Origin of the sequence: Paenibacillus polymyxa M1 (genome assembly GCF_000237325.1) — a bacterium.
Taxonomy (GTDB): Bacteria; Bacillota; Bacilli; order Paenibacillales; family Paenibacillaceae; genus Paenibacillus; species Paenibacillus polymyxa_C.
Genome location: NC_017542.1, coordinates 3,871,210 through 3,897,535, shown reverse-complemented (window position 1 = coordinate 3,897,535; position 26,326 = coordinate 3,871,210). Strand labels below are relative to the sequence as shown.

Below are 26,326 nucleotides of genomic sequence, written 5' to 3'. Positions count from 1 at the left end.
GGGGGCGCGTTTGAAAAAGTCTAACGTGATCATGCGGCGTAGGCTGGTATGGGGGCTACTGGGATTGTTCGTACTGTTTGCGGCCTTGTCGATCCGGCTCGCCTATGTTCAATTGGGTAAAGGAGGCGAGCTCTCAGCCAAGGCTGAGGATTCGTGGCGCCGCAATATTCCTTTTGCCGCCAAGCGTGGCGAAATTTTGGATCGGCAGGGTACTGCGCTGACCTATAATGTCAGTTCACCGACTGTCATGGCGATACCAGTACAGATTAAGGAGCCGGAAGAAACGGCACGCAGGCTGGCGCCCTTGCTAGATATGAGTGAGGATAAAGTACTCAAGCTGATTACCAAACGAACAGCAAGCCAAAAACTTCAGCCCGGCGGACGAAAAATTACGATGGAGAAAGCCCAGAAAATTCGTGATTTGAAGCTGCCGGGTATCGTTGTTGCTGAAGACAACAAACGTTATTATCCTTATGGTGATCTAGCGGCTCATATTCTTGGATTTACCGGAATTGATAATCAAGGGCTGACAGGTGTAGAGAAGCAGCAAAACAGCAAGCTTCGAGGAATCGATGGAAGCATCGCGTATTTATCAGACGCAGGTGGCCGCCTGATGCCTGGTTCTTCTGAAAAGTATATTGAACCGAAGGATGGACTGAATTTACAATTAACCATTGATAAATCGGTGCAATCCATTATGGAACGGGAGCTTGACCAAGCCATGGTCAAATTTCAGGCGAAGTCCGCGCTGTCTATTGCGATGAACCCCAAGACGGGTGAAATATTAGGCATGGCTGGACGACCAAGCTATGAGCCAGCGCTTTACAAGCAATATGCGCCTGAAATTTATAATCGAAATCTGCCAATTTGGATGACATATGAACCTGGTTCTACTTTTAAAATTATTACACTGGCCGCTGCCTTGGAAGAAAAGAAGGTTAATCTTAAAAATGACCGTTTCTTTGATCCGGGATATATTGAAGTCGGTGGAGCACGCCTGCGTTGTTGGAAAAAAGGTGGGCATGGCAGCCAGACCTTTCTTCAAGTGGTAGAAAATTCATGCAATCCCGGTTTTGTAACGTTGGGACAACGTCTGGGCAAAGAAACACTGTTCAAGTACATTCGCAATTTCGGCTTCGGCAGCAAAACAGGAATTGACATGATCGGTGAGGGCAATGGCATTTTGTTCAAGCTAGCTCAGGTCGGACCTGTAGAGCTGGCTACTACGGCCTTTGGTCAAGGGGTATCTGTCACTCCGATTCAGCAGGTTACGGCTGTGTCGGCAGCAATCAATGGTGGCAATCTTTATAAGCCTCACATCACAAAAGGCTGGATTCAGCCCGAAACCGGAAAGGTTCTAGAAAAAGTGGAGCCGGAACTGGTGCGTAGAGTTGTTTCAGAGGATACCTCTCGACAGGTAAGGGAAGCGCTGGAAAGTGTTGTAGCTAAAGGTACAGGTCGTCCTGCCTTTATTGAGGGTTACCGGGTTGGAGGTAAAACGGGTACAGCACAAAAGGTGATTAACGGACGTTATTCTTCCTCGGAGCATATTGTATCCTTTATTGGTTTTGCTCCGGCGGATGATCCGCAAATCGTCGTCTATACTGCTGTCGATAACCCGAAAGGGATTCAATTCGGCGGTGTGGTTGCTGCGCCAATCGTGCAAAATATTTTAAAGGATGCACTGATTGCCTTGAAAATACCACCTCGTACCAATCAAATTGCCAAAGAGTACAAGTATGGGGAAAAACCGATCGAAACGGTACCTGATCTGGTAGGTGCCACTGCAGCTGATTTATACGAAGATATGAATATGAACTTTATGCTCGTGAAATCTGGGTCAGGCAAGACGGTCATAAGTCAGGCACCGAAGCCAGGCTCTCGATTGGAACGAGGATCAACGATCCGTATATATATGGGGGATTGATAGGTTCTTTTTATACCATACTATGAATAACGAGAGAGCAATGGAGGAATGTAAGATGCAGCTTCAACAATTGGCTTCACTGCTGGCCGTCTCCCGAGTGATGGGTGACGGTACAGTGGATTGCCGAGGAATCGGGGCGGATTCACGTCGTGTCCAACCGGGAGACTTATTTCTGTGCTTACCCGGTTTTACAGTAGATGGACATGACTATGCTGGGCAGGCCGTTGCGTCCGGAGCGGCGGCTTTGGTCGTAGAGAGAGAACTGGATGTGCCTGTTCCGCAGCTTGTTGTTAAGGATGCGCGACATGCCATGGCGGTTTTGGCGGATTATATGTTTGATTCACCAAGCCGCCGTATGCGCATGATCGGCATAACCGGAACGAACGGGAAAACAACGATAACGTACCTGATTGAAAAAATTATGCAGGACGCCGGGGTGAACACCGGGCTGATTGGTACCATTCAAATGCGTTACAACGGCCAGTCTTATCCTATGTCCGGCACTACGCCTGAAGCAGTAGAACTGCAACGTTATCTCGGGAATATGGCAGAGCAAGGGGTTCAATGCTGTGTCATGGAGGTATCCTCACATGCTTTGGAGCAGGGCCGTGTCAAAGGAACAGATTTTCGTACCGCTATATTTACAAACCTGACGCAGGACCATCTAGACTATCACAACACGATGGAGGAGTACCGCGCTGCCAAGGGACTTTTGTTCTCCAGACTGGGAAATGCCTTCTCGCGTGATGCATCCAATAGTAAATATGCTGTTCTGAATGCAGATGATCCGGCCTCTTCCTATTTGCAGGCTCAAACTGCGGCCCAAGTGATTACCTACGGCGTAGAAAAGGATTCGGATGTGCAAGCGTCTCGTATCACTATAAGTGCCAAGGGAACCTCCTTCCATGTATCCACTTTTAAAGGAGAAACTGACATTGAGCTTCGAATGGTAGGCAAGTTTAATGTGTACAACGCACTAGCAGCCATTTCAGCTGCTTTGCTGGAAGGTATCTCACTGGTAGATATCAAGCGGAGCCTGGAATCTATCGCAGGCGTGGATGGGCGCGTAGAGCCTGTTGATGCGGGTCAACCCTTTGCTGTAATTGTTGATTATGCCCATACGCCAGACGGATTGGAAAATGTCCTTCGCACCGTAAAGGAATTTGCGACTGGTAAAGTATGGTGTGTGTTTGGTTGCGGCGGAGATCGAGATCGTACAAAACGTCCGTTGATGGGGAAAATTGCTGCACGATACAGCGATCATTCGTTTATTACTTCCGACAATCCGCGAACAGAAGACCCGATAGTGATTTTGAAAGATATCGAACAAGGGTTGATTGATGAAGGTGTACCTGCCGAACGTTATGAACTGATCGTGGATCGCAGAACTGCAATTCATAAAGCTGTTGAAATGGCAAGCCCTGACGATGTAGTATTGATTGCGGGAAAAGGTCATGAGACTTACCAGTTGATCGGAAAAACGGTGCATGAATTCGATGATCGCATCGTAGCCAAAGAAGCGATAAGGGGTTTATCCAAGTGATGAAAAGAACAATCGGTCAGATTGCATCCATGTGTGGAGGAACACTTCACGCAGAGGCGGACGCCGAACGGATGGTTGAGGGCGTTTTTACAGACTCACGCAGGCCGCAGAGTCTGGGACTGTTCGTTCCACTCGTGGGTGAACGATTTGATGGACATCATTATGTTCAGCAGATCGTAAGCGAGAGAGGGGCAACAGCATATTTATGGCAAAAGGATCATGGAGCACCTCCGACTGTCAATGCTATTGAGGTCGAGGATACGTTAGAAGCTCTTCAGCATCTAGCAGCTGCATACTTGCGCGAAACTGGCGTTTCTGTCGTTGGAATCACGGGAAGCAACGGCAAGACGACGACAAAAGATATTGTAAATGCTCTATTAGGCACGACTTTTAAAGTACACAAAACCGAAGGGAATTATAACAATCATATCGGGTTGCCTTTAACAGTACTGTCCATGCCGCAGGATACAGATATCCTGGTTCTGGAGATGGGCATGAGTGGACGCGGGGAAATCCGTCTGCTGGCTAATATTGCCCAACCAGATGTAGCTGTCATAACTAACATTGGCGAATCGCATTTACTTCAGCTTGGTTCTCGCACTGAAATTGCTCGTGCAAAGCTGGAAATCGCAAGTGGGATTAAACCCGGTGGATTGCTTATCTATAATGGGGATGAACCACTACTTCCACAAGTGTTGGCGGAGCCTGAAACGGTCAAGCCTGAAGGATTAGAATTATTCACGTTCGGGTTAGCTGCGGACAATGATGATTATCCAACTGAAATCACTTCGGATGGAGAAGGTAGCTTATTCATAACAGCCCAATCAGGCCAAGAGGCTTTCCGGCTTCCCTTGCTCGGACAGCACAATGTTGTAAACGGATTGGCAGCGCTGGCGGTAGCACGTCATTTCAATGTGGATGCAGACCATATACGTAAAGGGTTGTCGTCTTTAAAGCTGACGGGCATGCGCATTGAGGTCGTGAAGTGTTCGGATGGACTTACCGTGCTAAATGACGCTTACAATGCCAGTCCTGCTTCAATGAAGGCTGCAATTCAGACGTTGTCTGCATATAAAACGGGTGGACGTAAAATAGCCGTGCTTGGTGATATGCTGGAGCTGGGCGCTGAGGAAAAGCAATTTCATGAAGAAATTGGGCGTTTTGCTGCAAAGCATAACATAGAGGCACTGTTTACCTATGGTGCATTAGGCGCTTCGATTGCGCAGGGTGCGCAAGGGACAATGCCAACTGCTAACGTACATGCTTATACAGATAAGCAAAAGCTGATCCAGCATTTGCGGTCTTATCTCCATGCCGATGATATTGTGCTGGTTAAGGCATCCAGAGGGATGCGATTAGAAGAAATTGTGGATGCGCTGAAAAACGGTCCGCTACAGAACTGATGTTGACGAGAGGGAGACTCCCATGGATATTCAATTATTACTGCTGACGATCGTCGTATCGTTTATACTGGCGGTCATTGCCGCTCCACTGCTCATTCCGCTGCTGCGGCGAATGAAATTCGGCCAGCAGGTCCGGGATGACGGGCCACAAAGCCATCTTAAAAAGATAGGTACGCCTACAATGGGCGGTATCGTAATCTTGCTGGCTTTTACGCTGACCTTTCTAAAGTTTTCAGCTATTAAAAATACGGACTTTTACGTTCTGCTGGTTGCTACGCTCGGTTTTGGGCTGATCGGCTTTTTGGACGACTATATTAAAATTGTATTCAAACGCTCGCTCGGTCTGACGGCACGTCAAAAGCTGTTCGGGCAGTTATTGTTTGGCGCGATTATGTGCTGGCTTCTGATTAGCAATGATCACAGCACGGCAATCGGCATCCCGGGCACCTCATGGTCTTTTGATTGGGGAGGTTGGTTCTACTATCCGTTCATTATTATCATGATGCTGGCGATCAGCAACGCTGTCAATTTTACAGATGGGCTGGACGGGCTGCTGTCTGGTACAAGTGCGATTGCATTTGCTGCTTATGCCATTGTGGCGATTCAAGCAACCTCGCTTCCGGCTGCAGTTTGCGCAGCGGCCATGATTGGCGCTGTACTTGGTTTTCTCGTATATAATGCTCATCCTGCCAAGGTATTTATGGGTGACACAGGCTCGCTGGGAATCGGCGGAGCCATTGGTGCCATTGCCATTGTTACGAAAAGCGAAATTTTGTTCCTCATCATCGGTGGTGTATTCGTGATTGAAATGCTGTCCGTGGTCTTGCAGGTAGCTTCCTTTAAAACCCGTGGCAAGCGTATTTTCAAAATGAGCCCGATTCATCATCATTTCGAGCTGTCCGGCTGGTCCGAATGGCGCGTAGTTATTACATTCTGGGCTGTAGGACTGCTGTTGGCAGGACTTGGACTTTATCTCAACAAGGGGTTGTAGACAAATGAATCATCCAGACGCATACCGAGATCAGGAAGTTGTCATTATCGGTCTGGCCAAAAGCGGCGTACAAGTTGCCAAGGTGCTACATCAGGCCGGGGCCAAGCTCACAGTCAATGATAAAAAAGATAGGGAACAATGTCCCGAAGCTTCTGAATTAGAGGCTTTGGGAATTTCCGTTTTATGCGGGGGTCACCCGGAAGGGCTGATTCATCCTGGAGTGAAACTGGTTGTCAAAAATCCAGGAATTCCTTACACGGCCCCTCCCGTACAGAAAGCTGTCGAGCTCGGCATTGAGGTCGTGACCGAGGTTGAGGTCGCCTACCATCTATGCAAAGCTCCGATTATCGGAATTACTGGCTCCAACGGAAAGACGACCACGACCACTTGGGTGGGCAAGTTGTTGGAGGCATCCGGCATGAATCCGATCGTGGCTGGTAATATCGGTACGCCATTATGCGAGGCGGCTGTGGACGCCAAGTCGGACGAGTGGATGGTTGTGGAGCTGAGCAGCTTTCAGTTAAAAGGAACAAAGGATTTCAAGCCCGCAGTAGCCTGCTTGCTCAATGTAGCTGAGACCCATTTGGACTACCACGGAGGTATGGAGGACTATGTTGCATCGAAGGCACGTCTATTTGCCAATCAAACAGCGTCGGATACCGCAGTCGTGAACTGGGATGATTCCGTCTGCCGGGAGCTTGTGCCCTATATTCAAGCGAAGCTGCTTCCTTTCTCAATGACGGAACGTTTGCAGGAAGGGCTGTTCGCTGACCCGCCATACATACCGGATGTGACGGATGATATTGAAAGAAACATCGTATACCGTGATGGAAATGGGGTACTGCATCCCATTATAGGCGTGACCGATATTGGGCTTCCGGGTCGTTTTAACGTAGAAAATGCTCTAGCTGCTTGTGCAATCGCCATTGCCGCAGGCGCAGAACCAGCAAAATTAGCGGAACCATTAGGCTCTTTTCGCGGTGTAGAACATCGGCTTGAATATGTTTTAGAACACGGTGGAGTAGCTTATTACAACAATTCCAAAGCAACCAATTCGAAAGCGACAATGATGGCCTTATCTTCCTTTAAGCAACCTATCGTACTCATTGCCGGAGGATTGGATCGTGGCTCTGATTATGCGGAGCTTGTACCATCCTTGCAGGAAGGTGTGAAAGCTGTTGTACTCTTGGGTGAGACACGGCATAAGCTGGCAGATCGGGCTCGTCAGGCTGGAATAGAGCATGTCAAGGTCGTCGATAATGGGGAGGATGCCGCCGCTACGCTCGTGGAGGCTGTAAACAAGGCAGCTCAATTTGCTGAGACGGGAGATGTGGTATTACTCTCACCCGCTTGTGCAAGTTGGGATATGTTCCAATCCTATGAAGAGCGTGGACGTATTTTTAAAGAGGCGGCGCATAAATTGTAAGTAGGGGGGTTGGATAAGCCCCTACTTTTATGCAAGGGGTGGCCTCCTGATGAAGCAATCTCGTCCGGCGCCAGATATATGGCTTTTCGTCTGTATTGTAAGCTTGTTAGCCATCGGCATGGTTATGGTATACAGCGCGGGCGCCGTCCTCGCTTTTCACGAGTACGGGGACTCCTACTATTTTGTTAAACGACAATTGCTGTTTGCGGGGCTCGGCCTTGTAGCCATGTACTTTACTGCCCGAACGGACTATCGGATTTGGCAGAAATATGCCAAGGTCGTATTGTTGATCTGTCTGGCTCTACTGGTTGCCGTTTTAATTCCTGGCATTGGTGTAGTAAGAGGCGGCGCACGAAGCTGGCTCGGTATTAGCTCTTTTGGCATTCAGCCTTCCGAGTTTATGAAGCTGGGTATGATTCTTTTTCTCTCTCAATGGCTCAGTCGTCCTGACTATGATATTAGCTCTTTTACGCGCGGGCTTTTGCCTCCGCTTGGGCTCATGGGACTGGCCTTTGGGCTCATCATGCTCCAGCCTGATTTGGGCACAGGCACGGTAATGATGGGAGCATCCATGCTGATCGTATTTACGGCAGGCGCGCGTATGAAGCATCTTGGTCTACTGGCCTTGTCGGGGGCAGCGGGGTTTGCTGCACTGATTGCAGCTGCCCCTTATCGACTCCAGCGTATTACCGCGTTTCTGGACCCTTGGTCTGATCCGCTTGGCGCGGGTTATCAAATTATTCAATCGCTATATGCTATTGGTCCTGGCGGATTGGCGGGCTTGGGGCTCGGCATGAGTCGGCAAAAATATAGCTACGTTCCTGAGCCACAGACGGACTTTATCTTTTCCATACTGGCGGAGGAGCTTGGTTTTATCGGTGGAATGACGGTGCTGGGGCTTTTTTTGGTCCTTGTTTGGAGAGGGATGCGTGTCGCTATTACCATCCCGGACACCTATGGCAGTTTGCTTGCGGTAGGTATTGTCGGAATGGTGGCGGTACAGGTCGTTATTAATATTGGTGTTGTTATCGGTCTAATGCCGGTGACAGGAATAACACTGCCCTTAATCAGCTATGGAGGTTCTTCACTGACCTTAATGCTAACTGCTCTGGGCATTTTATTAAATTTATCACGTTATGCGAGGTGAACGTTTATGCGCGTCGTGTTGAGCGGCGGCGGTACTGGAGGGCATATTTATCCAGCACTTGCCGTAGCCAGACAGTGCGAAGAAATAGATCCAGACGCTGAATTTTTATACATTGGCGGTCAACGAGGACTTGAAAGTAAATTGGTTCCTCAGGAAAAAATCCCATTTGAGGCTATTGATATCACAGGATTTCGTCGCAGCTTGTCTGTGGAAAATATAAAAACAATCATGCGCTTTTTCAAAGGAGTTCGCAGGTCCAAAGCATTATTAAAGAAATTTAAGCCAGATATCGTTATTGGTACCGGGGGGTATGTATGCGGCCCTGTCGTTTATGCAGCTTCCAAGTTGGGAATACCCAGCATTATTCATGAACAAAATGCGATTCCTGGATTGACCAATGCATTTCTGAGTCGCTATGTGGATACAGTGGCTGTTAGCTTTGAAGGCTCGGAAGGAGCTTTTCCTAAAGCTAAAAATGTACTTTACACTGGGAACCCGCGTGCTACAACAGTTCGTTTGGCTAACCGGGATCGGGGATTTGCTACATTAGGGGTTCCGATGAACAGCTCGGTTGTCCTGGTGGTTGGCGGCAGCAGAGGGGCGAAGGCCATTAATGATGCCATGATTGCAATGGTTCCGCAACTTTCGCAACTGAAAGACGTCCATTTTGTATATGTGACCGGCGAATCTTACTATGAGCAAACGCTGGACAGCATACGAAATCAGATCGGCTCATTGCCCAATCATCTACACGTGCTTCCCTATATTCACAATATGCCTGAGGTACTGGCTTGTACCTCTTTAATTGTTAATCGCGCAGGTGCGTCCTTCTTGGCAGAGATTACATCGCTCGGCATTCCGTCCATTCTGATTCCATCACCCAATGTGACGAATAACCACCAGGAGGCTAATGCTCGTACACTTGAAAAGGCAGGGGCTTCTGTCATGATCACAGAAAAGGAATTAAGTGGCCCGGCTCTGTTTCAATCTATAGCGGAAATTATGAAGGATGAGGCAAGGCGGAGCCAAATGGCGGAGCTGGCATCTGCGCTTGGCAAGCCTGACTCAGCAGATATTTTAGTAAAAGAAATGGAGCGTCTTGCCCATAATAGGTAGTCCGCAGCGCAGATTTGGGCGGTTGTCACACACTGGACGGTATTTACATAGGATACCCTATAGATTGTGACCATCACCCAGGCTGCCGGTTGTTAGGTGAGAGCCTTATAACGATGCGGGGCAAGCAACAAGGAGGTTTCAGTACAATGCAGCAATGGATGCCATTATTAGCGGAGCATGATATCGGAAAAGTGCTGGAGCATGAACCGCTGTCCAAATATACAACCTGGAAGATCGGAGGCCCTGCGGATGCTCTTGTGATCCCGGATACCAAAGAGCAATTGGCAAAGATTTTGAAGCTGGCTAGCGAGCACGGAATTCCCTGGATGCAGTTGGGGCGGGGCTCCAACATGCTCGTCTCTGACAAAGGGATTCGGGGACTGGTGATCAAGCTGGGACCAGGATTTGATTATGTTCGTTTTGAGGATGAACAGATCGTTGCTGGTGGAGGCGTTTCACTGGTCAAACTATGTGTTATGGCTAGCAAGCAGGGTCTGTCAGGCCTTGAGTTTGCTGGTGGTATTCCAGGATCGGTCGGTGGGGCTGTCTACATGAACGCCGGTGCCCACGGGTCTGATGTGTCACAAATATTCCAGTCCGCTGAGATTGTGCTGGATACAGGGGAATTGGCTGTGTACAATGCCGAGGATATGCATTTTAGCTATCGTCACTCCGTGCTGCATGAGCAACGTGGAATGGTGACAGAGGCAGTGTTCCAGATGAAGCGGGGGGACCGAGAGGAAATCTCAGCAGCGCTTGCGGCTTTTAAAGACCGCCGTAGGCTGACCCAGCCGCTACAGTTAGCTTGTGCAGGAAGCGTGTTCCGTAATCCACCAGGAGACTATGCTGCCCGGCTTATTGAAAGCGCAGGTCTTAAAGGTTTGAAAGCGGGAGGCGCTGAGGTATCTGTACAACATGCTAATTTCATTGTAAATACCGGTCAAGCGACAGCAGAGGACGTGCTTACCCTAATGAAGCATATTCAAAGTACAATATCATCTCAAACCGGCATCAAGCTAGTTCCGGAGGTTTTCGTAGTGGGTGAGCGGTAAACTCGGAGGTGATACATTGGACAAATTGGTGATTGAGGGAGGCCGTCCCCTGTCAGGCACCATACGTATCCATGGGGCGAAAAATGCGGCACTACCTATTCTTGCAGCAAGCTTGCTTGCACAAGGTAAGGTGGAAATTCGGAATGTCCCCCATCTTTTAGACATTAAGGTCATGCTGCATATCCTAGAAAGACTTGGTTGCACATGCCGACATGAAGAGGAAACGGTATATGTGGATACATCGTCCGTCCGAACGTTCCAAATTCCTGAGGATTTGATGAAGCAAATGCGGTCATCTATCTTTCTAATGGGACCGCTGCTCGCCAGATACGGAGAAGTTTCCATTTACCAGCCCGGAGGCTGCGCCATAGGCGAGCGCAAAATTGATCTTCACCTGGAGGGCTTAAAAGCCCTTGGCGCAGAGATCGAGGAGAAAGACGAGCAAATTACGTTTCGAGCCCGCAAGCTGATCGGCTCGGACATCCACATGGATTTTCCGAGCGTAGGGGCAACAGAAAATATTATGATGGCTGCCGCGCTGGCCGAAGGACGAACAACGATTACCAATGCAGCGAGGGAACCAGAGATTCAGGATCTTCAAAACTTTCTGAATGCCATGGGAGCTCATATTATTGGTGCAGGAACAGACACAATTACAATTACGGGGGTCAGTCAACTCAATCCATGTACGTATGAGGTCATTCCTGACCGCATAGTAGCTGGAACAGTTATGATTGCGGCGGCAGCTACACGAGGTAGTGTGTCATTGACACACTGCAATCCTTCCCACTTGTCTGCGCTGATTCACGTCCTCAGGCGGGCTGGTGTTCAAATCGGCATCTTGAATGATATAATGACCGTAAGTTGTATGAGCCGTCCTAAAGCAGTGGAGAGGATCGTTACCTCACCTTATCCGTCATTTCCAACGGACTTGCAATCTCAGGTCATGGTTTTGCTTTCTTTGGCGGACGGCTTCAGTGTCATGAAAGAGACTGTCTTTGAAAGCCGATTTAAGCATGTAGATGAACTGAATGTAATGGGTGCTGATATTACGGTCGATGCGAATGCTGCTTTTATAAGAGGGGTTTCTCGTTTGTACGGGGCTACAGTAGAGGCTACCGATCTGCGGGCAGGGGCTGCACTGGTTATAGCCGGTCTAGCCGCTCAAGGACGTACCATTGTCGAGCAGGTTCACCACATTGACAGAGGGTATGACCGGATCGAACGTCTTTTCCAGGGATTGGGTGCCCGAATGAGCCGTCAGTCTCCGGTGCCCGAGCAACTGGATTTCGTAAATTAATGCCTGTAATGTCCCTCCGTTAACGGGGGGACAAAAGGCTTTTGTGGAGAGAAGCTATGCCAAATGCTCAAATACCTGTTCTTAAAAAGAACAGAACGAAAAAAAGAACAAGCCGGAAGATTGCTATTCTTCTCATTTTGTTGTTTATTGTACTACTCGCTGTTCTCTTTTTCCGTTCTTCGTTGAGTCAGGTTTCTGAAATTCGTTTTGATGGTAATGTATTTTCGACCCGGGAGCAACTTCTTAATCGAAGTGGTCTCGCTGTCGGAGATCAATATTTCGGAGTCAGTTCATCCGACGTCTCTGAGAAGCTGCGGGAAATTCAGTCAATTCAGCAAGTCACAGTGGACAAGCAGTTTCCGGGTATCATTACGATTCACATTAAAGAGTTTGCTACGGTAGCTTACGAGTTGCAAAGCGACGGTAGCCTGCGTGCTATTCTAGCAAATGGGACAAGCGTGGGCGTAGGAAGTAGTGGGATAGCGGTTGAAAAGCCTATTTTGACTAAATGGAAATCAGATGATCCCTACAAAGCGAAGCTGTGTGATGCTTTATCACGCATTCCGGGAGAATGGACAGCTGATATTTCGGAAATCATTCCCGCACCGATTCCTTCTTTTCCAGACCGTATAAAAATGTACACGCGTTCCCAATTTGAGGTTATTACAACCGTTTCATTGTTGAACTCTAAAATCAGCTATTTGAACCAGGTGCTAGAAACAGAAGATCCTGGTGTGATCACAATGCTGGAGGCGGATTCCTACGTTCCATTCAAACCCGATACGAGCGAAGAGGGCCAAGAAAAAGATACTACTCAGTGATGTGAAAAAATGCTAGAATTGATTTTATGGGTAATAGACTTGCCTCCTTCTTTTTTCTTCAAATTTTTATGTGACTGCAACCATAAATTGGCTTCTAAAAAATTTGTAGAAAAAAGAGGGAAAGCATGGAGTATGTTGAATATGTACAGAGTGTGTTTGAAGAACGAAATTCATTTTGGAGTCAGGAGGTGCCACAGACTTGAGCAACAATGACATCATTGTTAGTTTGGACATCGGTACATCCAAAGTTCGGGCTATTATTGGGGAAATGAATAATGGAACCTTTAATATTATTGGAGTTGGATCTGCCGACTCGGAAGGGATTCGCAAAGGTGCAATTGTAGACATTGATCAAACCGTGCAATCAATCCGTAACGCCGTGGATCACGCAGAACGCATGGTTGGTATTCAAATAACAGAAGTGTATGTGGGGATTTCAGGCAACCATATTGGTCTGCAAAATAGTCATGGCGTAGTAGCCGTGTCCAACGAGGACCGTGAAATCGGCGAGGAGGACATTGAACGTGTACTGAAGGCAGCAGAAGTAATTGCCGTACCACCGGAGAGAGAAATTATTGACGTGGTAGCCAAGCAGTATGTCGTAGATGGCCTTGAAGGAATTCAGGACCCTCGTGGTATGATCGGTGTTCGTCTCGAAGTAGAGGCTACGATTGTTACTGGAGGCAAGACCCCAATACATAATCTGTTGCGCTGCGTTGAGAAAGCCGGCCTGAGGATTAAAGATCTCGTCTTGTTGCCTCTTGGAGCTGGACAGTTGTCTCTTTCGAAGGATGAAAAGGTGATGGGTTCCGTGCTGGTGGATATTGGTGCAGGTTCTACGAATGTGGCCATTTTCCAGGAAGGAACGATTGTTGCTACATCAACACTCCCCATCGGCGGAGAATTTGTAACCAATGATATTGCCTACGGACTGAGAACCCTTACCGATCAAGCTGAAAAAGTAAAACTCAAATACGGCTGCGCTTGGTATGATGATGCAGCAGCCGATGTCGTCTTTAAAGTGACCCGTATCGGCAGTAATGTAGATAAGGAGTTCACCCAACAGGATTTGGCTGCTATTATTGAGCCGAGAGTACAGGAAATTTTTCAACTCATTCAGGCGGAAGTTAAGCGCTTGGGTTACACAGAGCTTCCGGGGGGTTATATACTTACCGGAGGCACCGTCTCCATGCCTGGTGTACTTCAGGTGGCACAAAGCGAACTGGCCGCTTCCGTAAGGATCGCTGTACCTGATTTTATCGGTGTAAGGGATCCGGGATATACGAGCGGAGTTGGTATTTTGCATAATGCTATCCGTTACTATCGCGGGAGATCGACTAGTGTTAGCAACAGTGGCGGTAGTACCAAGAAGCCGACTAGCCGAACCAAGAGCAGCAGTCCCGTTGCGGAAGGCGAGCAAAAGCAGGGGTTGATTGAACGCTTAAAAAATATGTTCAGTGAATTTATATAACGTTCATTGCTAATTATGCCAATCATGGACGGGCCATCCATGCACATTGAGGGGGAGATGGAATAGTATGTTGGAATTTGATTTTGAAATGGAGAGCTTGGCTCAAATTAAAGTGATCGGCGTCGGAGGCGGCGGCAGCAATGCAGTTAACCGAATGATCGAAAATGGAGTTCAGGGTGTAGAGTTCATTACAGTCAATACAGATGCCCAGGCGCTTCACTTGGCGAAGTCTGAGCACAAGCTTCAAATTGGCGATAAGCTCACTCGCGGTCTGGGTGCCGGGGCTAACCCTGATGTGGGTAAAAAAGCGGCTGAAGAGTCGCGTGAGCTTATTATGAATACGCTCAAAGGCGCGGATATGGTATTCGTAACTGCCGGAATGGGTGGCGGTACAGGAACCGGAGCGGCCCCTGTCATTGCTGAAATTGCTAAGGAATGCGGTGCGCTGACTGTAGGCGTGGTAACCCGACCATTCACATTTGAAGGGCGTAAACGCTCCAATCAAGCTGAACTTGGCATTGAGGGATTGAAAGAAAAAGTAGACACCTTGATTGTAATCCCGAATGATCGCTTGCTTGAAATTGTGGACAAGAAAACTCCAATGCTGGAAGCATTCCGTGAAGCGGATAATGTTCTACGTCAGGCCGTACAAGGTATTTCGGATTTGATCGCTGTACCGGGTCTGATCAACCTTGACTTTGCTGACGTAAAAACGATCATGACGGAGCGTGGCTCCGCGTTGATGGGGATTGGCGAAGCAACGGGTGAAAATCGTGCGGCTGAAGCAGCGCGTAAGGCTATCATGAGTCCGTTGCTGGAGACATCCATAGAAGGTGCGCGTGGTGTCATTATGAACATCACTGGCGGCACCAATTTGTCTCTATACGAGGTCAATGAGGCAGCTGAAATTGTAACATCAGCTTCCGATCCGGAAGTGAATATGATTTTCGGTGCCATCATTGATGAAGACTTGAAAGAAGAGATTAAGGTTACCGTGATCGCCACTGGTTTTGAAGGTAAGCCGAGCCAGCCAGCACCGGGACGTAGACCAGCAGCTAACCCAGCGGCTTCCGAAGCAACGGAAAAGTCCTCCCCTAACTTGCGTCCATTCGGTAACACTCAAAGCAGTGACCAATTAGATATTCCGACATTCTTACGTAACCGTTCACGCAATAATAATAACGATAACTAGTTTGAATTTAGAAAGCCCGTATCCTCCTTGGAGATGCGGGCTTCTTTCTGTTTTCTCCACATCCCGCACGGCCAGTGCTTCTCCTCTTTCCGACAAAATTAGTCGGACACCGTCCCCACCGTTAGACAGACTTTGAAGCGTATGACTACTATACTTAAGCCTATCCTGCAAAATGCTGGGCGGGTGAATCCTTGGTTGTTTATATCGATTTGATTTTCTTGGCCAATTTGTTTATTGATGCTGTGTTGCTAATGGTCACCGCCTGGATGAGAAAGATCCGACCCGTGTGGTGGCGATTGATGACTTCAGCTGGAATTGGCGCAATGTACGTGGTCATGATGTTTGTGCCGGAGCTGTCATTTTTGTTTACGTTTCTAATCAAGCTGGTCTTATCGGTCATTATGCTGCTAGTGGCCTTTGGTTTTGGCAGCATGCAAAAGTATCTTCGTACAATGGGTGCTTTTTACATGATCAATTTTGTAGCAGCAGGTGGCATTTTGGGGATGCATTATTTTCTCCAGAATACGGGGGATTTGTTTAATGGCATCTGGTATACCGCATCAGGTGGAATGTCTTTTGAATTAAAAATCGCATTCTGGTTTATTTTATGCGCATTTGGCGGAGTGATGCTCTTCTTTCGTATTGTGCAGTCCTCAAAGCAGCGTACAGAAAGGATGAGTGGCTTTTTGGGGCAAGTACAGGTGTGGATTGGGCAGGATCATATTGAGTGTACAGGCTTGTTGGATACAGGTAACCAACTGCATGATCCATTGACCCGAACCCCAGTAATGGTGATGGAGGCGGCTTTGTGGGAATCGTATTTACCCGCTTCCTGGCTCCAAAAATGTTCTGAGGGTAATGCTGATCAACTAGTGATGGATCTGGGGGAGGAATCGTTCAGCTGGCAGGATCGTGTTCGTCTCGTCCCTTATCGTGGAATTAACCGAAGTCATTCCTTTATGCTCGCACTCAAACCAGATCGAGTAGAGGTGGTGATGAATGGGGTTCATTTTGTACATCATCGAGTGCTGATTGGCTTAGACGGGGGGAAGTTGTCGGCAGAGGGCAAATATCGTGCCATCATCCACCCAGATGTGACGGCACACGAAGAGGGGGAGGCTGATACAAACCTAAAACGAAAAGCATATGCTAGAGACCATTTTACAGAATCAGGATAATGAAGAAGAGCGTAGGACAAGGTTTAAAGACGAGGAGAAACATTCAATGCTGGAATGGACGGAGCTCAGTAAGACTTAACTTGTACTATTTTCAAAAGGGGGAGAATGATATGAGGGAGCAAATGAATTTAAAAATGAAATTTAGGCTAGCATGGCAACTGCAATATTATCGTATTTTATTTTTATTCGGGCTGAAAAGTGAAGAAATTTATTATATTGGCGGTAGCGAGGCGCTCCCCCCTCCATTGACAAGAGACGAGGAAGAGTATTTGCTTGGAAAGCTTTCTTCTGGAGATGCAGCAGTACGGTCGATGCTAATCGAGAGAAATTTGCGGTTAGTTGTGTATATTGCCCGTAAATTTGAGAATACGGGCATCAACATTGAGGATCTCGTATCCATCGGTGCTATTGGGCTGATCAAAGCGGTGAACACTTTTGATCCGGAGAAGAAAATCAAACTTGCCACCTATGCATCCCGATGCATTGAGAATGAGATTTTAATGTATTTGCGTCGCAATAGCAAAACGAGAACGGAGGTTTCTTTTGATGAGCCTCTGAATATCGATTGGGATGGTAATGAGTTGTTGCTTTCCGATGTGATGGGAACGGAAAATGATACCATTTATCGTAATATTGAGGAGCAAGTAGACCGTAAATTATTGCATAAGGCACTGGATAAGCTGACAGATCGAGAGCGTTTGATTATGGAACTTCGCTTCGGTTTACAAGACGGAGAAGAGAAGACACAGAAGGATGTTGCTGACCTGTTGGGTATATCGCAATCGTATATTTCGCGTCTGGAAAAACGAATTATAAAGCGCTTACGAAAGGAATTTAATAAAATGGTATAATGCTTGGAGATATCCGGAAGCGATGGAAACGGCGAATAAAAAAATGACCTCAGGAGATAATGTACATTAATGTTGCTCCTTGGGAGGTAAGACACGATGACCCGAAACAAAGTGGAAATTTGCGGTGTGGATACCGCTAAACTGCCGGTATTAACCAATGCAGAAATGCGCGAGCTGTTCACATCACTTCAGCAAAATAATGAACGATCAGCCAGAGAAAAATTGGTCAACGGCAATCTCCGGCTCGTCCTGAGTGTGATTCAGCGTTTTAACAATCGGGGGGAGTTTGTGGACGATTTGTTCCAGGTAGGATGCATCGGCCTGATGAAGGCGATTGATAATTTTGACCTTTCGCAAAACGTAAAGTTCTCCACTTATGCGGTGCCGATGATCATCGGAGAGATCCGCCGTTATTTGCGGGATAACAACCCGATCCGTGTGTCCCGTTCGTTGCGGGATATTGCATATAAGGCGCTTCAGGTGCGGGACAGTCTGACAAATCTGAACTCGCGGGAACCAACGATTTTTGAAATATCAGAAGTGCTAAATGTGCCTAAAGAAGATGTTGTGTTCGCATTGGATGCGATTCAGGATCCAGTTTCGCTGTTCGAGCCGATATATCACGACGGGGGCGACCCAATCTATGTGATGGATCAGATCAGTGATGACAGAAATAAAGACGTCTCATGGATTGAGGAAATCGCTCTCCGGGAAGCGATGCATCGCCTGGGCCAGCGTGAAAAGATGATATTGTCTATGCGTTTTTATGAAGGAAAGACGCAAATGGAGGTTGCCGACGAAATCGGTATCTCTCAAGCCCAGGTTTCGAGATTAGAGAAGTCGGCTATACAGCAAATGCAAAAACATGTAAAGTCCTAATGAAATGAACAAAATGTTTGAATGATTCAGTGACAAAAACGATCCCGTGCGGATCGTTTTTGCGTTTGTAGGACATTTTTTGGGCTCTTCCACTCATATAGTGAAATAAAGGATGTGATGCGTGTGAATGCACCGGAAACGTCAGTAAGAGCCATGAAAATTTCCGAGTTTCAAACCAAGGATGTCATTAACATTGTAGATGGACGACGTCTGGGACAAATCAGTGATCTGGAGATTGACGTACGACAAGGGAAAATTGAAGCTATTGTGGTTCCGGGCAGCAGTCGATTCATGGGCTGGTTTGGAGGGGGAAGCGAATTGGTTATTCCGTGGCGCAACATTGTGAAAATTGGTTCGGATGTTGTGCTTGTTCGACTGGAGGGATTGCATGAGCCACCGGATGAAAGGGAGGAAAAGCTGTATATCGAACGTCAGGAGCGGAATGACCGACGGGTCTTTTGAACAGGAGGGACACGTAATTTAGTATGTTGTGAAGACACAGCGGCGGCTTTTTGGTACACTGGGCAGTAGAGGTGAGAACAAAATGGAACCGTTTATAGTGAATACCGAGGCTACAGGGACTACGCCCATGCAAGATGGCAGACGTCCCGTGCCGGAGTTGTTATATATTCAATCTTGGGAGCGGCAGGTTCAGGGATTAACAGCGGGGTTTACAGGGCGTCATGGCGGTGTCAGTGAAGCGCCATACGATAGTCTGAACTGTGCGTTTCATGTAGGGGATGACCCCGAGAAAGTCATTCGCAACCGCCGATTAATTGCTGAGCAGCTTGGTTTTGCTGCTGAAGCGTGGACGTGCGGCGAGCAGGTCCACGGTAATCATGTTGCTGTTGTCCAGGCTGCTGATCGTGGGCGAGGCTTTATGGATCGTGCATCAGCTTTTCAGGACACAGATGGACTTTTGACGAATATACCAGGCATTTTGCTGACGTCCTTTTATGCGGACTGTGTACCCCTATATTTTTGTGATCCCGTGCATCGTGTGATTGGGTTGGCGCATGCAGGCTGGAAGGGAACAGTGGCGGAGATTGCGTTGAAAATGGTACAGACCATGCAAACTGAATATGGATCTCAGCCGTCCGATATATTAGCAGCTATTGGTCCTTCCATTGGTCCTGAATCCTATGAGGTAGATGAGCATGTGATGAGCCAAATTCGGGTTTTAGAGCATGATTGCCCGGGTAATGATAAATGGGAAGGTTCTGTTTATTTCCCCTTAACGGGCGGAAAAACACTACTTGACTTGAAACAATGCAATCGACACATTATGATGAAAGCAGGAATATTGCCGAGCCATATCGAATGTACTACCTTGTGCACGAGTAGCCGTAGCGATTTGTTTTTTTCATATCGTAAGGAAGGCGGCGTTACAGGAAGAATGGCGAGTTGGATTGGTCTGGAAGAGAGGTGAGTCCTCCCGTGTCTTTGGAGGAACGAATTAAAGAAGTTAACGCCCGTATCGAAGCGGCATGTGCCCGTAGCGGACGTTCGCGTGATGAAGTAAATGTGATCGCTGTCACGAAATATGTTTCGGCGGCGGCAATGGCATCCGTATTGGATAACGACTTGGAGCATGTGGGCGAAAATCGCTGGCAGGATGCTGCAGATAAATGGAGCAAGTTGGGTGACCGGGGAACGTGGCATTTTATTGGTCATCTCCAAACGAATAAGGTTAAAGATGTAATTGGAAAATTTAAATTTATACATTCGCTTGATCGCTTATCGCTCGCTCAGGAATTGGATAAGAAGGCAGCCGCTTTGGGACTGCGAGTCAAAGCTTTTGTGCAAGTCAATATTTCTGGGGAAATTTCAAAATACGGCTTATCCCCCGAGACGGTCGCCCCTTTCTTGGAACAAATTCGCGAGTTGGAACATGTGGACGTAATCGGCTTGATGACCATGGCTCCTCATGAGGAAGACCCAGAACATACTCGACCTGTGTTTCGAGGATTGCGTGAACTGCGTGATCGGTTAAATGGACAAGCCTTGACTAGAGAACCTATCGTTCACTTGTCTATGGGGATGTCCAATGATTTTGAAGTGGCGGTTGAAGAAGGAGCGACCTGGTTGCGGCTTGGTTCCGTACTGGTCGGACGAGAGGAGGATTTTCAGTGGGCGTAATGAATAAGTTCATGAACTTTCTGGGGCTTCAGGAAGAAGAGGAAGTTATAGAGCGAGAGGTTATGAATACGCCGGAAGATCAAGAAATTGAAACCCCAAGCTTTGATAAACGTAAGAACCAGAAGGGCACGAATGTTGTCAGCATCCATTCACAGAAAAATGTGAAAGTTGTTCTGTATGAGCCGCGTTCTTACGATGAAGCACAGGAAATCGCCGACCATATCCGTTCACATCGCACCGTCGTGGTTAACTTGCAACGAATTCGCAAGGATCAGGCGCTACGTATCATTGATTTTTTGAGTGGTACTGTGTATGCACTGAGTGGCGGCATTTCGAAGGTCGGTAACAATATTTTTCTGTGCACACCGGATACGGTTGAAATTCAAGGCTCCATTACGGAGATACTGGCTGACACTGAACAAGAACTTAACAGAATGAGGTGAGCTTTTCTTGATCGAGGTAATTTACTGGTTATTTCAGATTTATTCGTACATGATCATTGCATATGTCCTGCTGTCATGGCTTCCTAATGCCAGAGAGAGTGTGATCGGTGATTTACTTGCCAGGTTTGTGGAGCCGTATTTGTCTCCTTTTCGCAGGTTTATACCGCCAATCTTCGGGATGATTGATATTTCACCTATCGTAGCGCTGATTGCTTTGCGTTTTGCATCGTACGGTTTGATTTCTTTAATTGGTAATTTCGTCTAGGAGGATTTATGCGAACTGAGATTTATGAGCATTTTCACCCGGATGAACGGGATTATGTGGATCGTGCTTCCGAATGGATCAGTCATGCGGGAGCTTATCATGAGCAGAAGCTGACTGATTTTTTGGATCCGCGACAACAGTACATATTGGAGACACTTGCTTCGAAGGAAGACAAGGTCACGATTAGGGTAGATGGCGGATATACGGCTTCGGAACGAAAGCGGGCGCTGATTGCGCCCGATTATTCGTATTTGGACGATGAGGAAATGGGAATTCAAGTCCTTTCCATCTCTTCTGATGATCATAAAATCAATACCCTTGAGCACGGCGATTATCTAGGTGCCATTTTGGGGCTTGGAATCAAGCGTGGAAAAATCGGGGACATTCACGTGCTGGATGATGGGTGTCATGTATTGGTGGCATCAGAGATCGGAGATTTTATAACCATGCATTTGCAGCAGGTACATCGTGTTCATGTTTGGACAGAACTGTTGCCAGTAGCAAGTCTCCGAACGAAGGAAGTTGCATTAGAGGCGATGGATCTGACGGTCGCTTCTTTGCGTCTGGACGGGATTGCCAGTGACGTCTACAAATTGAGTCGCAGCAAAATATTAACACCGATTCGAGCGGGACGATGTCGGGTAAACTGGAAGGTGGAGGAGAATCCATCTACTTCACTTAAGGTTGGGGACGTTATTTCTATGCAGGGATTTGGGCGTTTCAAAGTGCTTGAAACAGACGGGATGACAAAAAAGGGTAGATTCCGTGTCAAAATTGGTAAGTTTGTATAGCTGTAGGCAGGATTCATGAGCTTTCTGTCGAAAGAATTAACCTATAGCGAAGAACTGGAACGATTTTGCTCTGTACAGTATTCACAAAACGGGGTATGATGACCGATAGATGATAATGAGCGTCGTGACGCGGAAAATGAATTTTTTGTCAATCTTATAGGAGGTGGACGGCATGCCATTAACGCCATTGGATATACATAATAAGGAATTTGCCCGCCGGCTTCGCGGTTATGATGAGGATCAGGTTAATGAATTTTTGGATCAGGTGATCAAGGATTACGAGGGCGTTATTCGTGAAAATAAAGAACTGAGCACCCAGTTGCTGAACGTACAGGAGAAGCTCGATCATTTTGCGACGATTGAGGATACACTGAGTAAGACAATTATTGTCGCGCAGGAAGCAGCTGATGAAGTTCGCAACAACGCCAAGAAAGAATCTCAACTGATCGTGAAGGAAGCGGAAAAAAATGCGGATCGTATTGTGAACGAAGCATTGTCCAAATCCCGCAAAATCGCGTTGGAGGTTGAAGAACTGAAGAAACAGGCTTCAATTTACCGAGCACGGTTTCGTACATTGGTGGAAGCACAGCTTGACTTGTTAAGCCAAGATGGCTGGGAAGCACTTGAAAACCGGGAACGCGAAGTGCTGGAGCGCGAGCGTGAAATGAAAGAAATTTACTGATTTTGATTTCTGACAAGCTTTTCATTAGGTCTTGTTAGGGTTGACTTTTTTCTTTAAACAGGCTATAACTGTAAATACTATACTGAATTCAACGATTATCCGTCTATTGATTGATGGTTGTTATTCAAAGGCAACGATGTTGCTGGTTTAATATTCGATGAATTTAACATGTTTAATTCGTTGATGGGAACGAGTACGTCATGATTTGTCCCTCAGAGAGTTGGCCTTCCGGTGCAAGCCAACGTTCAGAACATGACTGAAGATCCTCCCAGAGAAGTGAGCTGAAGCGCTTAAATTTATGGCGTGTGTAAGCAATCACCGTTTGCCATGCGTTATAATGGCGCCCTGCTGAAGTTGAGTAGGGCTCAGAGAGTCGTGACAAGATCGTCTTCTTTAGACTGGTCTAATTACGGAATCAGGGTGGTAACGCGAGCACAGTCTCGTCCCTTTTACAGGGATGGGGCTTTTTTTGTTGCTTTTTTTAAGTGCGCTAGAACAATTAATGATGAGCAGAGAGGAAGTATGACGTTATGAACAGAGTGGATGTTAAAGAAAAAGCACGGTCACGTGACCTACGCATCCTGAGCAAATGGAAACAGGAGGACACGTTCCGTAAATCCATTACCAATCGTGAAGGAAAGCCTAATTTTGTGTTTTATGAGGGCCCACCAACAGCTAACGGCAAACCACACATCGGTCATGTGCTGGGTCGCGTAATTAAGGATTTCGTCGGCCGCTATCAGACCATGAAGGGATATCGTGTTGTACGTAAGGCGGGTTGGGATACGCATGGCCTGCCGGTAGAGCTGGGTGTGCAAAAGCAACTGGGGATCTCTCACAAGCCTGAAATTGAAGAATACGGTGTTGAGAAATTTATTAAAAAATGTAAAGCGAGCGTGTTTGAATACGAGCAGCAGTGGCGCGATTTAACCGAAGCGATCGGATACTGGACAGACCTCGATCACCCATACATTACCTTGGACAATAACTATATCGAGAGTGTATGGAACATTTTGGCGACGATTCATGAGAAAGATCTGCTGTATCGTGGTCATCGTGTGAGTCCGTACTGCCCGGATTGTCAGACCACACTAAGTTCCCATGAAGTAGCACAGGGCTACAAAGATGTAAAGGATCTGAGTGCCACGGCCAAATTCAAGCTGCATAGCAGTGGTGAATATGTATTGGCCTGGACGACAACACCTTGGACCTTGCCGAGTCACGTGGCGCTCGCCGTCAACCCTGAGCTGGAATACGCACGTGTGAAGCAGGAAGATGGGGTATACATCGTTGCTAAAAATCTTGTTGAGACCGTAATTAAAGGTGATCATGAAGTGATTGGCACGCTATCGGGTTCAGAACTGGTAGGCCAAACCTATACCCCGCCATTTACTTATTTTCAGGTGGAGAAAGGTAACCAAATTCTGGGTGCCAAGTTCGTAACAGATTCCAGCGGTACAGGTATCGTTCACATGGCCCCGGCACATGGTGAGGATGACTATCGCGTATGTCGTGAAAATGGCGTTGGGTTTATCAACGTAGTGGATCTCCAAGGTAACTATGTAGCTGAAATCACTGATTTTGCAGGCCGTTTTGTGAAAGATTGCGATGTAGATATTGTGAAAATGCTGTCCGAAAAAGGGTTGCTGTACAGCAAGGAAAAATACGAGCATAGCTATCCGTTCTGCTGGCGCTGCGATACTCCATTATTGTACTATGCGATGGACAGCTGGTTTATCAAAACAACTGCGATCAAGGATCAACTGATTGCCAACAACAGCGAAGTTGAATGGTACCCGGGCCATGTACGCGAAGGACGCTTCGGTAAGTTTTTGGAGGAACTGGTGGATTGGAACATCAGTCGCGATCGCTATTGGGGTACACCGCTCAATATCTGGGTTTGTGAGGAAACTGGAGAACAGTTCGCACCTCATAGTATTGCTGAATTGAGAGAACGTGCAATTGGGGATGTACCAGCGGATATCGAGATACACAAACCTTATGTAGATGATATCAAGGTTCGTAGCCAATGCGGTAAATACGAAATGACTCGCACACCGGAAGTCATCGATGTATGGTTCGATAGCGGCTCTATGCCGTTTGCACAGCATCACTATCCTTTTGAGAATAATGAAACGTTTGAGCAGCAATTTCCGGCAGATATGATCTGTGAAGGGATTGACCAGACTCGTGGCTGGTTCTATAGCTTGCTTGCGGTTTCGACGATGTTGACTGGCAAAGCTCCTTACAAAGCTGTCATGGCAACAGGCCATGTACTGGATGAGCAGGGGCAGAAAATGTCCAAATCGAAGGGTAATGTTATTGATCCGTGGGAAGTGATTGATGAGTACGGAACAGATGCTTTCCGCTGGGCATTACTGTCCGATAGTGCACCATGGAATAGCAAACGGTTTTCCAAAGGCATTGTAGGCGAGGCTAAATCGAAACTGGTAGATACGCTTGTCAATACACACGCATTTCTGACTCTGTATGCGGATATTGACGGATTTGATCCGGCACGGTATCCATTCAAGCCATCGGCACACAAGTTGGATCGCTGGATTTTATCCCGTCTAAACAGCCTAATCTTGGTTGTGGATAAAGCATTGTCTGTAAATGACTTCCTGAACTCCTCCAAAGCGATTGAGTCGTTTGTGGATGAGCTGAGTAACTGGTATATCCGTCGTTCACGTGATCGTTTCTGGGGTAACGGGCTTACAGAAGATAAGCTGGATGCGTATCGAACATTGACTGAGGTGTTGTTAACGACGGCGAAGCTGCTGGCACCGTTCACACCGCTGCTTGCTGAGGATATTTACCTCAACCTGAGCAATGGGGAAAGTGTTCATTTGGATGACTATCCGTCTGCCAATGAATCCTTAATTGATCTGGAACTGGAACGAGATATGGAAACAGCACGTCGCGTCGTTGAATTAGCACGTAATGTCCGTAACGAAACGGGTTTGAAAACACGTCAACCGTTGTCTGAATTGATTCTGTCTATGGATCAGGATTTTGACCTGAGCGGCTATGAAGAAATCATTAAAGATGAGATCAATGTGAAGCATATTCATGTTGAGACGGATGATAGCGGATTTGTTGATTTTACATTGAAGCTGAATTTGAAAGTAGCAGGCAAGAAATACGGCAAAAATGTCGGATTCCTACAAAACCTTTTCAAAGGAATGTCTGCTGAGGATACTCGTTCTGTTGTAGAAAAAGGAGTGCTGAACGTAGCTTCTCCAGAAGGGGAAGAGTTGCAAGTTACAGCTGAGGAATTGCTGGTGGAGAAAAAAGCGAAAGAAGGCTTCGCTTCTGCTTCTGGCTATGGCTTAACGGTAGCGTTGAACACTGACATTACACCTGAGCTTGAGCAAGAGGGCTGGGTACGTGAAGTGGTTCGCGCGGTACAAGACTACCGCAAAAAGCTGGATCTGCCGATTGAAAAGTATGTAGCATTGACGTTGGATGTAGACAGCGACTTGCGTCAGGCGATCGAAAGCTTCGACTCTGTGTTGCGTGAGAACGTATTGGTAACCACGGTGGCTTTTGGCCAAGCTGAACCAGCAGAACATGTAGAAGTGAATGGCAAAACCATCGGCGTTCATATTGGGGAATAATTACAAGCCCCCTGTCCCATAATACAATAACAGGCAGCATATAAAAACGAGCCTAAGCATCGGAAACGGGTTTTCTCCGTTACGTGCTT

The 26,326-nt window shown here is 47.2% G+C and carries 23 protein-coding genes and 1 other annotated feature; all 23 genes read left to right on the top strand.

What is annotated here, in order from left to right; translation table 11 throughout:
* Positions 1 to 10: 10 nt before the first annotated feature.
* Positions 11 to 1,927, top strand: coding sequence for a stage V sporulation protein D (locus PPM_RS17485; RefSeq protein ID WP_013372095.1), 1,917 nt, complete (start codon positions 11 to 13; stop codon positions 1,925 to 1,927).
* 55 nt (positions 1,928 to 1,982) lie between these two features.
* On the top strand, positions 1,983 to 3,470 hold the full coding sequence (locus PPM_RS17480) for a UDP-N-acetylmuramoyl-L-alanyl-D-glutamate--2,6-diaminopimelate ligase (protein WP_013372094.1): 1,488 nt from the start codon (positions 1,983 to 1,985) through the stop codon (positions 3,468 to 3,470).
* Complete coding sequence (locus PPM_RS17475) at positions 3,470 to 4,873, top strand: UDP-N-acetylmuramoyl-tripeptide--D-alanyl-D-alanine ligase (RefSeq protein ID WP_013372093.1); 1,404 nt, start codon at positions 3,470 to 3,472, stop codon at positions 4,871 to 4,873. The genes PPM_RS17480 and PPM_RS17475 overlap by 1 nt, the downstream gene beginning before the upstream one ends.
* A gap of 22 nt (positions 4,874 to 4,895) precedes the next feature.
* A complete protein-coding gene (gene mraY / locus PPM_RS17470; protein WP_013372092.1) occupies positions 4,896 to 5,864 on the top strand; it encodes a phospho-N-acetylmuramoyl-pentapeptide-transferase in 969 nt (322 codons plus the stop codon).
* A gap of 4 nt (positions 5,865 to 5,868) precedes the next feature.
* Positions 5,869 to 7,290, top strand: a complete 1,422-nt coding sequence (gene murD / locus PPM_RS17465; RefSeq protein ID WP_013372091.1) for a UDP-N-acetylmuramoyl-L-alanine--D-glutamate ligase — start codon at positions 5,869 to 5,871, stop codon at positions 7,288 to 7,290.
* Positions 7,291 to 7,339: 49 nt separating this feature from the next.
* Positions 7,340 to 8,437: a stage V sporulation protein E gene (gene spoVE, locus PPM_RS17460; RefSeq protein ID WP_013372090.1), complete on the top strand. Its 1,098-nt coding sequence runs from the start codon at positions 7,340 to 7,342 to the stop codon at positions 8,435 to 8,437.
* A gap of 6 nt (positions 8,438 to 8,443) precedes the next feature.
* Positions 8,444 to 9,553, top strand: coding sequence for an undecaprenyldiphospho-muramoylpentapeptide beta-N-acetylglucosaminyltransferase (gene murG / locus PPM_RS17455; protein WP_013372089.1), 1,110 nt, complete (start codon positions 8,444 to 8,446; stop codon positions 9,551 to 9,553).
* A gap of 146 nt (positions 9,554 to 9,699) precedes the next feature.
* Positions 9,700 to 10,605 (top strand): UDP-N-acetylmuramate dehydrogenase, encoded by a 906-nt coding sequence (gene murB / locus PPM_RS17450; RefSeq protein WP_013372088.1) that lies wholly within the window; start codon positions 9,700 to 9,702, stop codon positions 10,603 to 10,605.
* A complete protein-coding gene (gene murA / locus PPM_RS17445) occupies positions 10,595 to 11,905 on the top strand; it encodes a UDP-N-acetylglucosamine 1-carboxyvinyltransferase (protein ID WP_013372087.1) in 1,311 nt (436 codons plus the stop codon). Before murB ends, murA begins: the two co-directional genes overlap by 11 nt.
* A 56-nt stretch (positions 11,906 to 11,961) precedes the next feature.
* Positions 11,962 to 12,726: a cell division protein FtsQ/DivIB gene (locus PPM_RS17440; RefSeq protein WP_013372086.1), complete on the top strand. Its 765-nt coding sequence runs from the start codon at positions 11,962 to 11,964 to the stop codon at positions 12,724 to 12,726.
* A 199-nt stretch (positions 12,727 to 12,925) separates the two neighbouring features.
* Entirely contained in the window at positions 12,926 to 14,197 is a 1,272-nt protein-coding gene (ftsA, locus tag PPM_RS17435) for a cell division protein FtsA (protein ID WP_013372085.1), read from the top strand.
* A gap of 67 nt (positions 14,198 to 14,264) precedes the next feature.
* Positions 14,265 to 15,389 carry a cell division protein FtsZ gene (ftsZ, locus tag PPM_RS17430; protein ID WP_013372084.1) on the top strand — a complete coding sequence of 375 codons (1,125 nt, stop codon included), beginning with the start codon at positions 14,265 to 14,267 and terminating at the stop codon, positions 15,387 to 15,389.
* A gap of 191 nt (positions 15,390 to 15,580) precedes the next feature.
* Positions 15,581 to 16,567, top strand: coding sequence for a sigma-E processing peptidase SpoIIGA (gene spoIIGA / locus PPM_RS17425; RefSeq protein ID WP_013372082.1), 987 nt, complete (start codon positions 15,581 to 15,583; stop codon positions 16,565 to 16,567).
* A 110-nt stretch (positions 16,568 to 16,677) separates the two neighbouring features.
* Complete coding sequence (gene sigE / locus PPM_RS17420) at positions 16,678 to 17,418, top strand: RNA polymerase sporulation sigma factor SigE (RefSeq protein ID WP_013372081.1); 741 nt, start codon at positions 16,678 to 16,680, stop codon at positions 17,416 to 17,418.
* A 96-nt stretch (positions 17,419 to 17,514) separates the two neighbouring features.
* Complete coding sequence (gene sigG / locus PPM_RS17415) at positions 17,515 to 18,297, top strand: RNA polymerase sporulation sigma factor SigG (RefSeq protein WP_013372080.1); 783 nt, start codon at positions 17,515 to 17,517, stop codon at positions 18,295 to 18,297.
* 117 nt (positions 18,298 to 18,414) lie between these two features.
* Positions 18,415 to 18,759, top strand: a complete 345-nt coding sequence (locus PPM_RS17410; protein ID WP_016324551.1) for a YlmC/YmxH family sporulation protein — start codon at positions 18,415 to 18,417, stop codon at positions 18,757 to 18,759.
* A gap of 82 nt (positions 18,760 to 18,841) precedes the next feature.
* Positions 18,842 to 19,726, top strand: a complete 885-nt coding sequence (pgeF, locus tag PPM_RS17405) for a peptidoglycan editing factor PgeF (RefSeq protein WP_013372078.1) — start codon at positions 18,842 to 18,844, stop codon at positions 19,724 to 19,726.
* 8 nt (positions 19,727 to 19,734) lie between these two features.
* A complete protein-coding gene (locus tag PPM_RS17400) occupies positions 19,735 to 20,436 on the top strand; it encodes a YggS family pyridoxal phosphate-dependent enzyme (RefSeq protein ID WP_013372077.1) in 702 nt (233 codons plus the stop codon).
* Positions 20,427 to 20,879: a cell division protein SepF gene (locus tag PPM_RS17395; RefSeq protein WP_013372076.1), complete on the top strand. Its 453-nt coding sequence runs from the start codon at positions 20,427 to 20,429 to the stop codon at positions 20,877 to 20,879. The genes PPM_RS17400 and PPM_RS17395 overlap by 10 nt, the downstream gene beginning before the upstream one ends.
* A 7-nt stretch (positions 20,880 to 20,886) precedes the next feature.
* The gene (locus tag PPM_RS17390; protein ID WP_013372075.1) at positions 20,887 to 21,144 is read left to right on the top strand and encodes a YggT family protein; all 258 of its coding nucleotides are present in this window, start codon (positions 20,887 to 20,889) and stop codon (positions 21,142 to 21,144) included.
* A gap of 8 nt (positions 21,145 to 21,152) precedes the next feature.
* Positions 21,153 to 21,935, top strand: a complete 783-nt coding sequence (locus PPM_RS17385) for an RNA-binding protein (protein ID WP_013372074.1) — start codon at positions 21,153 to 21,155, stop codon at positions 21,933 to 21,935.
* 172 nt (positions 21,936 to 22,107) lie between these two features.
* Entirely contained in the window at positions 22,108 to 22,617 is a 510-nt protein-coding gene (locus tag PPM_RS17380) for a DivIVA domain-containing protein (protein WP_013311075.1), read from the top strand.
* A gap of 171 nt (positions 22,618 to 22,788) precedes the next feature.
* Positions 22,789 to 23,068 (top strand) — a binding site (T-box leader).
* Between the two features lie 79 nt (positions 23,069 to 23,147).
* Entirely contained in the window at positions 23,148 to 26,237 is a 3,090-nt protein-coding gene (gene ileS / locus PPM_RS17375) for an isoleucine--tRNA ligase (protein WP_013372073.1), read from the top strand.
* The last annotated feature ends 89 nt before the right edge of the window (positions 26,238 to 26,326 follow it).

What these genes read in the sequence shown, in the direction of transcription:
- PPM_RS17480 (WP_013372094.1), top strand. Translation starts at nt 1,983, where the DNA reads ATGCAGCTTCAACAATTGGCTTCACTGCTGGCCGTCTCCCGAGTGATG.
- PPM_RS17475 (WP_013372093.1), top strand. Translation starts at nt 3,470, where the DNA reads ATGAAAAGAACAATCGGTCAGATTGCATCCATGTGTGGAGGAACACTT.
- mraY (WP_013372092.1), top strand. Translation starts at nt 4,896, where the DNA reads ATGGATATTCAATTATTACTGCTGACGATCGTCGTATCGTTTATACTG.
- murD (WP_013372091.1), top strand. Translation starts at nt 5,869, where the DNA reads ATGAATCATCCAGACGCATACCGAGATCAGGAAGTTGTCATTATCGGT.
- spoVE (WP_013372090.1), top strand. Translation starts at nt 7,340, where the DNA reads ATGAAGCAATCTCGTCCGGCGCCAGATATATGGCTTTTCGTCTGTATT.
- murG (WP_013372089.1), top strand. Translation starts at nt 8,444, where the DNA reads ATGCGCGTCGTGTTGAGCGGCGGCGGTACTGGAGGGCATATTTATCCA.
- murB (WP_013372088.1), top strand. Translation starts at nt 9,700, where the DNA reads ATGCAGCAATGGATGCCATTATTAGCGGAGCATGATATCGGAAAAGTG.
- PPM_RS17440 (WP_013372086.1), top strand. Translation starts at nt 11,962, where the DNA reads ATGCCAAATGCTCAAATACCTGTTCTTAAAAAGAACAGAACGAAAAAA.
- ftsZ (WP_013372084.1), top strand. Translation starts at nt 14,265, where the DNA reads ATGTTGGAATTTGATTTTGAAATGGAGAGCTTGGCTCAAATTAAAGTG.
- sigE (WP_013372081.1), top strand. Translation starts at nt 16,678, where the DNA reads ATGAGGGAGCAAATGAATTTAAAAATGAAATTTAGGCTAGCATGGCAA.
- sigG (WP_013372080.1), top strand. Translation starts at nt 17,515, where the DNA reads ATGACCCGAAACAAAGTGGAAATTTGCGGTGTGGATACCGCTAAACTG.
- PPM_RS17410 (WP_016324551.1), top strand. Translation starts at nt 18,415, where the DNA reads ATGCGTGTGAATGCACCGGAAACGTCAGTAAGAGCCATGAAAATTTCC.
- pgeF (WP_013372078.1), top strand. Translation starts at nt 18,842, where the DNA reads ATGGAACCGTTTATAGTGAATACCGAGGCTACAGGGACTACGCCCATG.
- PPM_RS17385 (WP_013372074.1), top strand. Translation starts at nt 21,153, where the DNA reads ATGCGAACTGAGATTTATGAGCATTTTCACCCGGATGAACGGGATTAT.
- PPM_RS17380 (WP_013311075.1), top strand. Translation starts at nt 22,108, where the DNA reads ATGCCATTAACGCCATTGGATATACATAATAAGGAATTTGCCCGCCGG.
- ileS (WP_013372073.1), top strand. Translation starts at nt 23,148, where the DNA reads ATGAACAGAGTGGATGTTAAAGAAAAAGCACGGTCACGTGACCTACGC.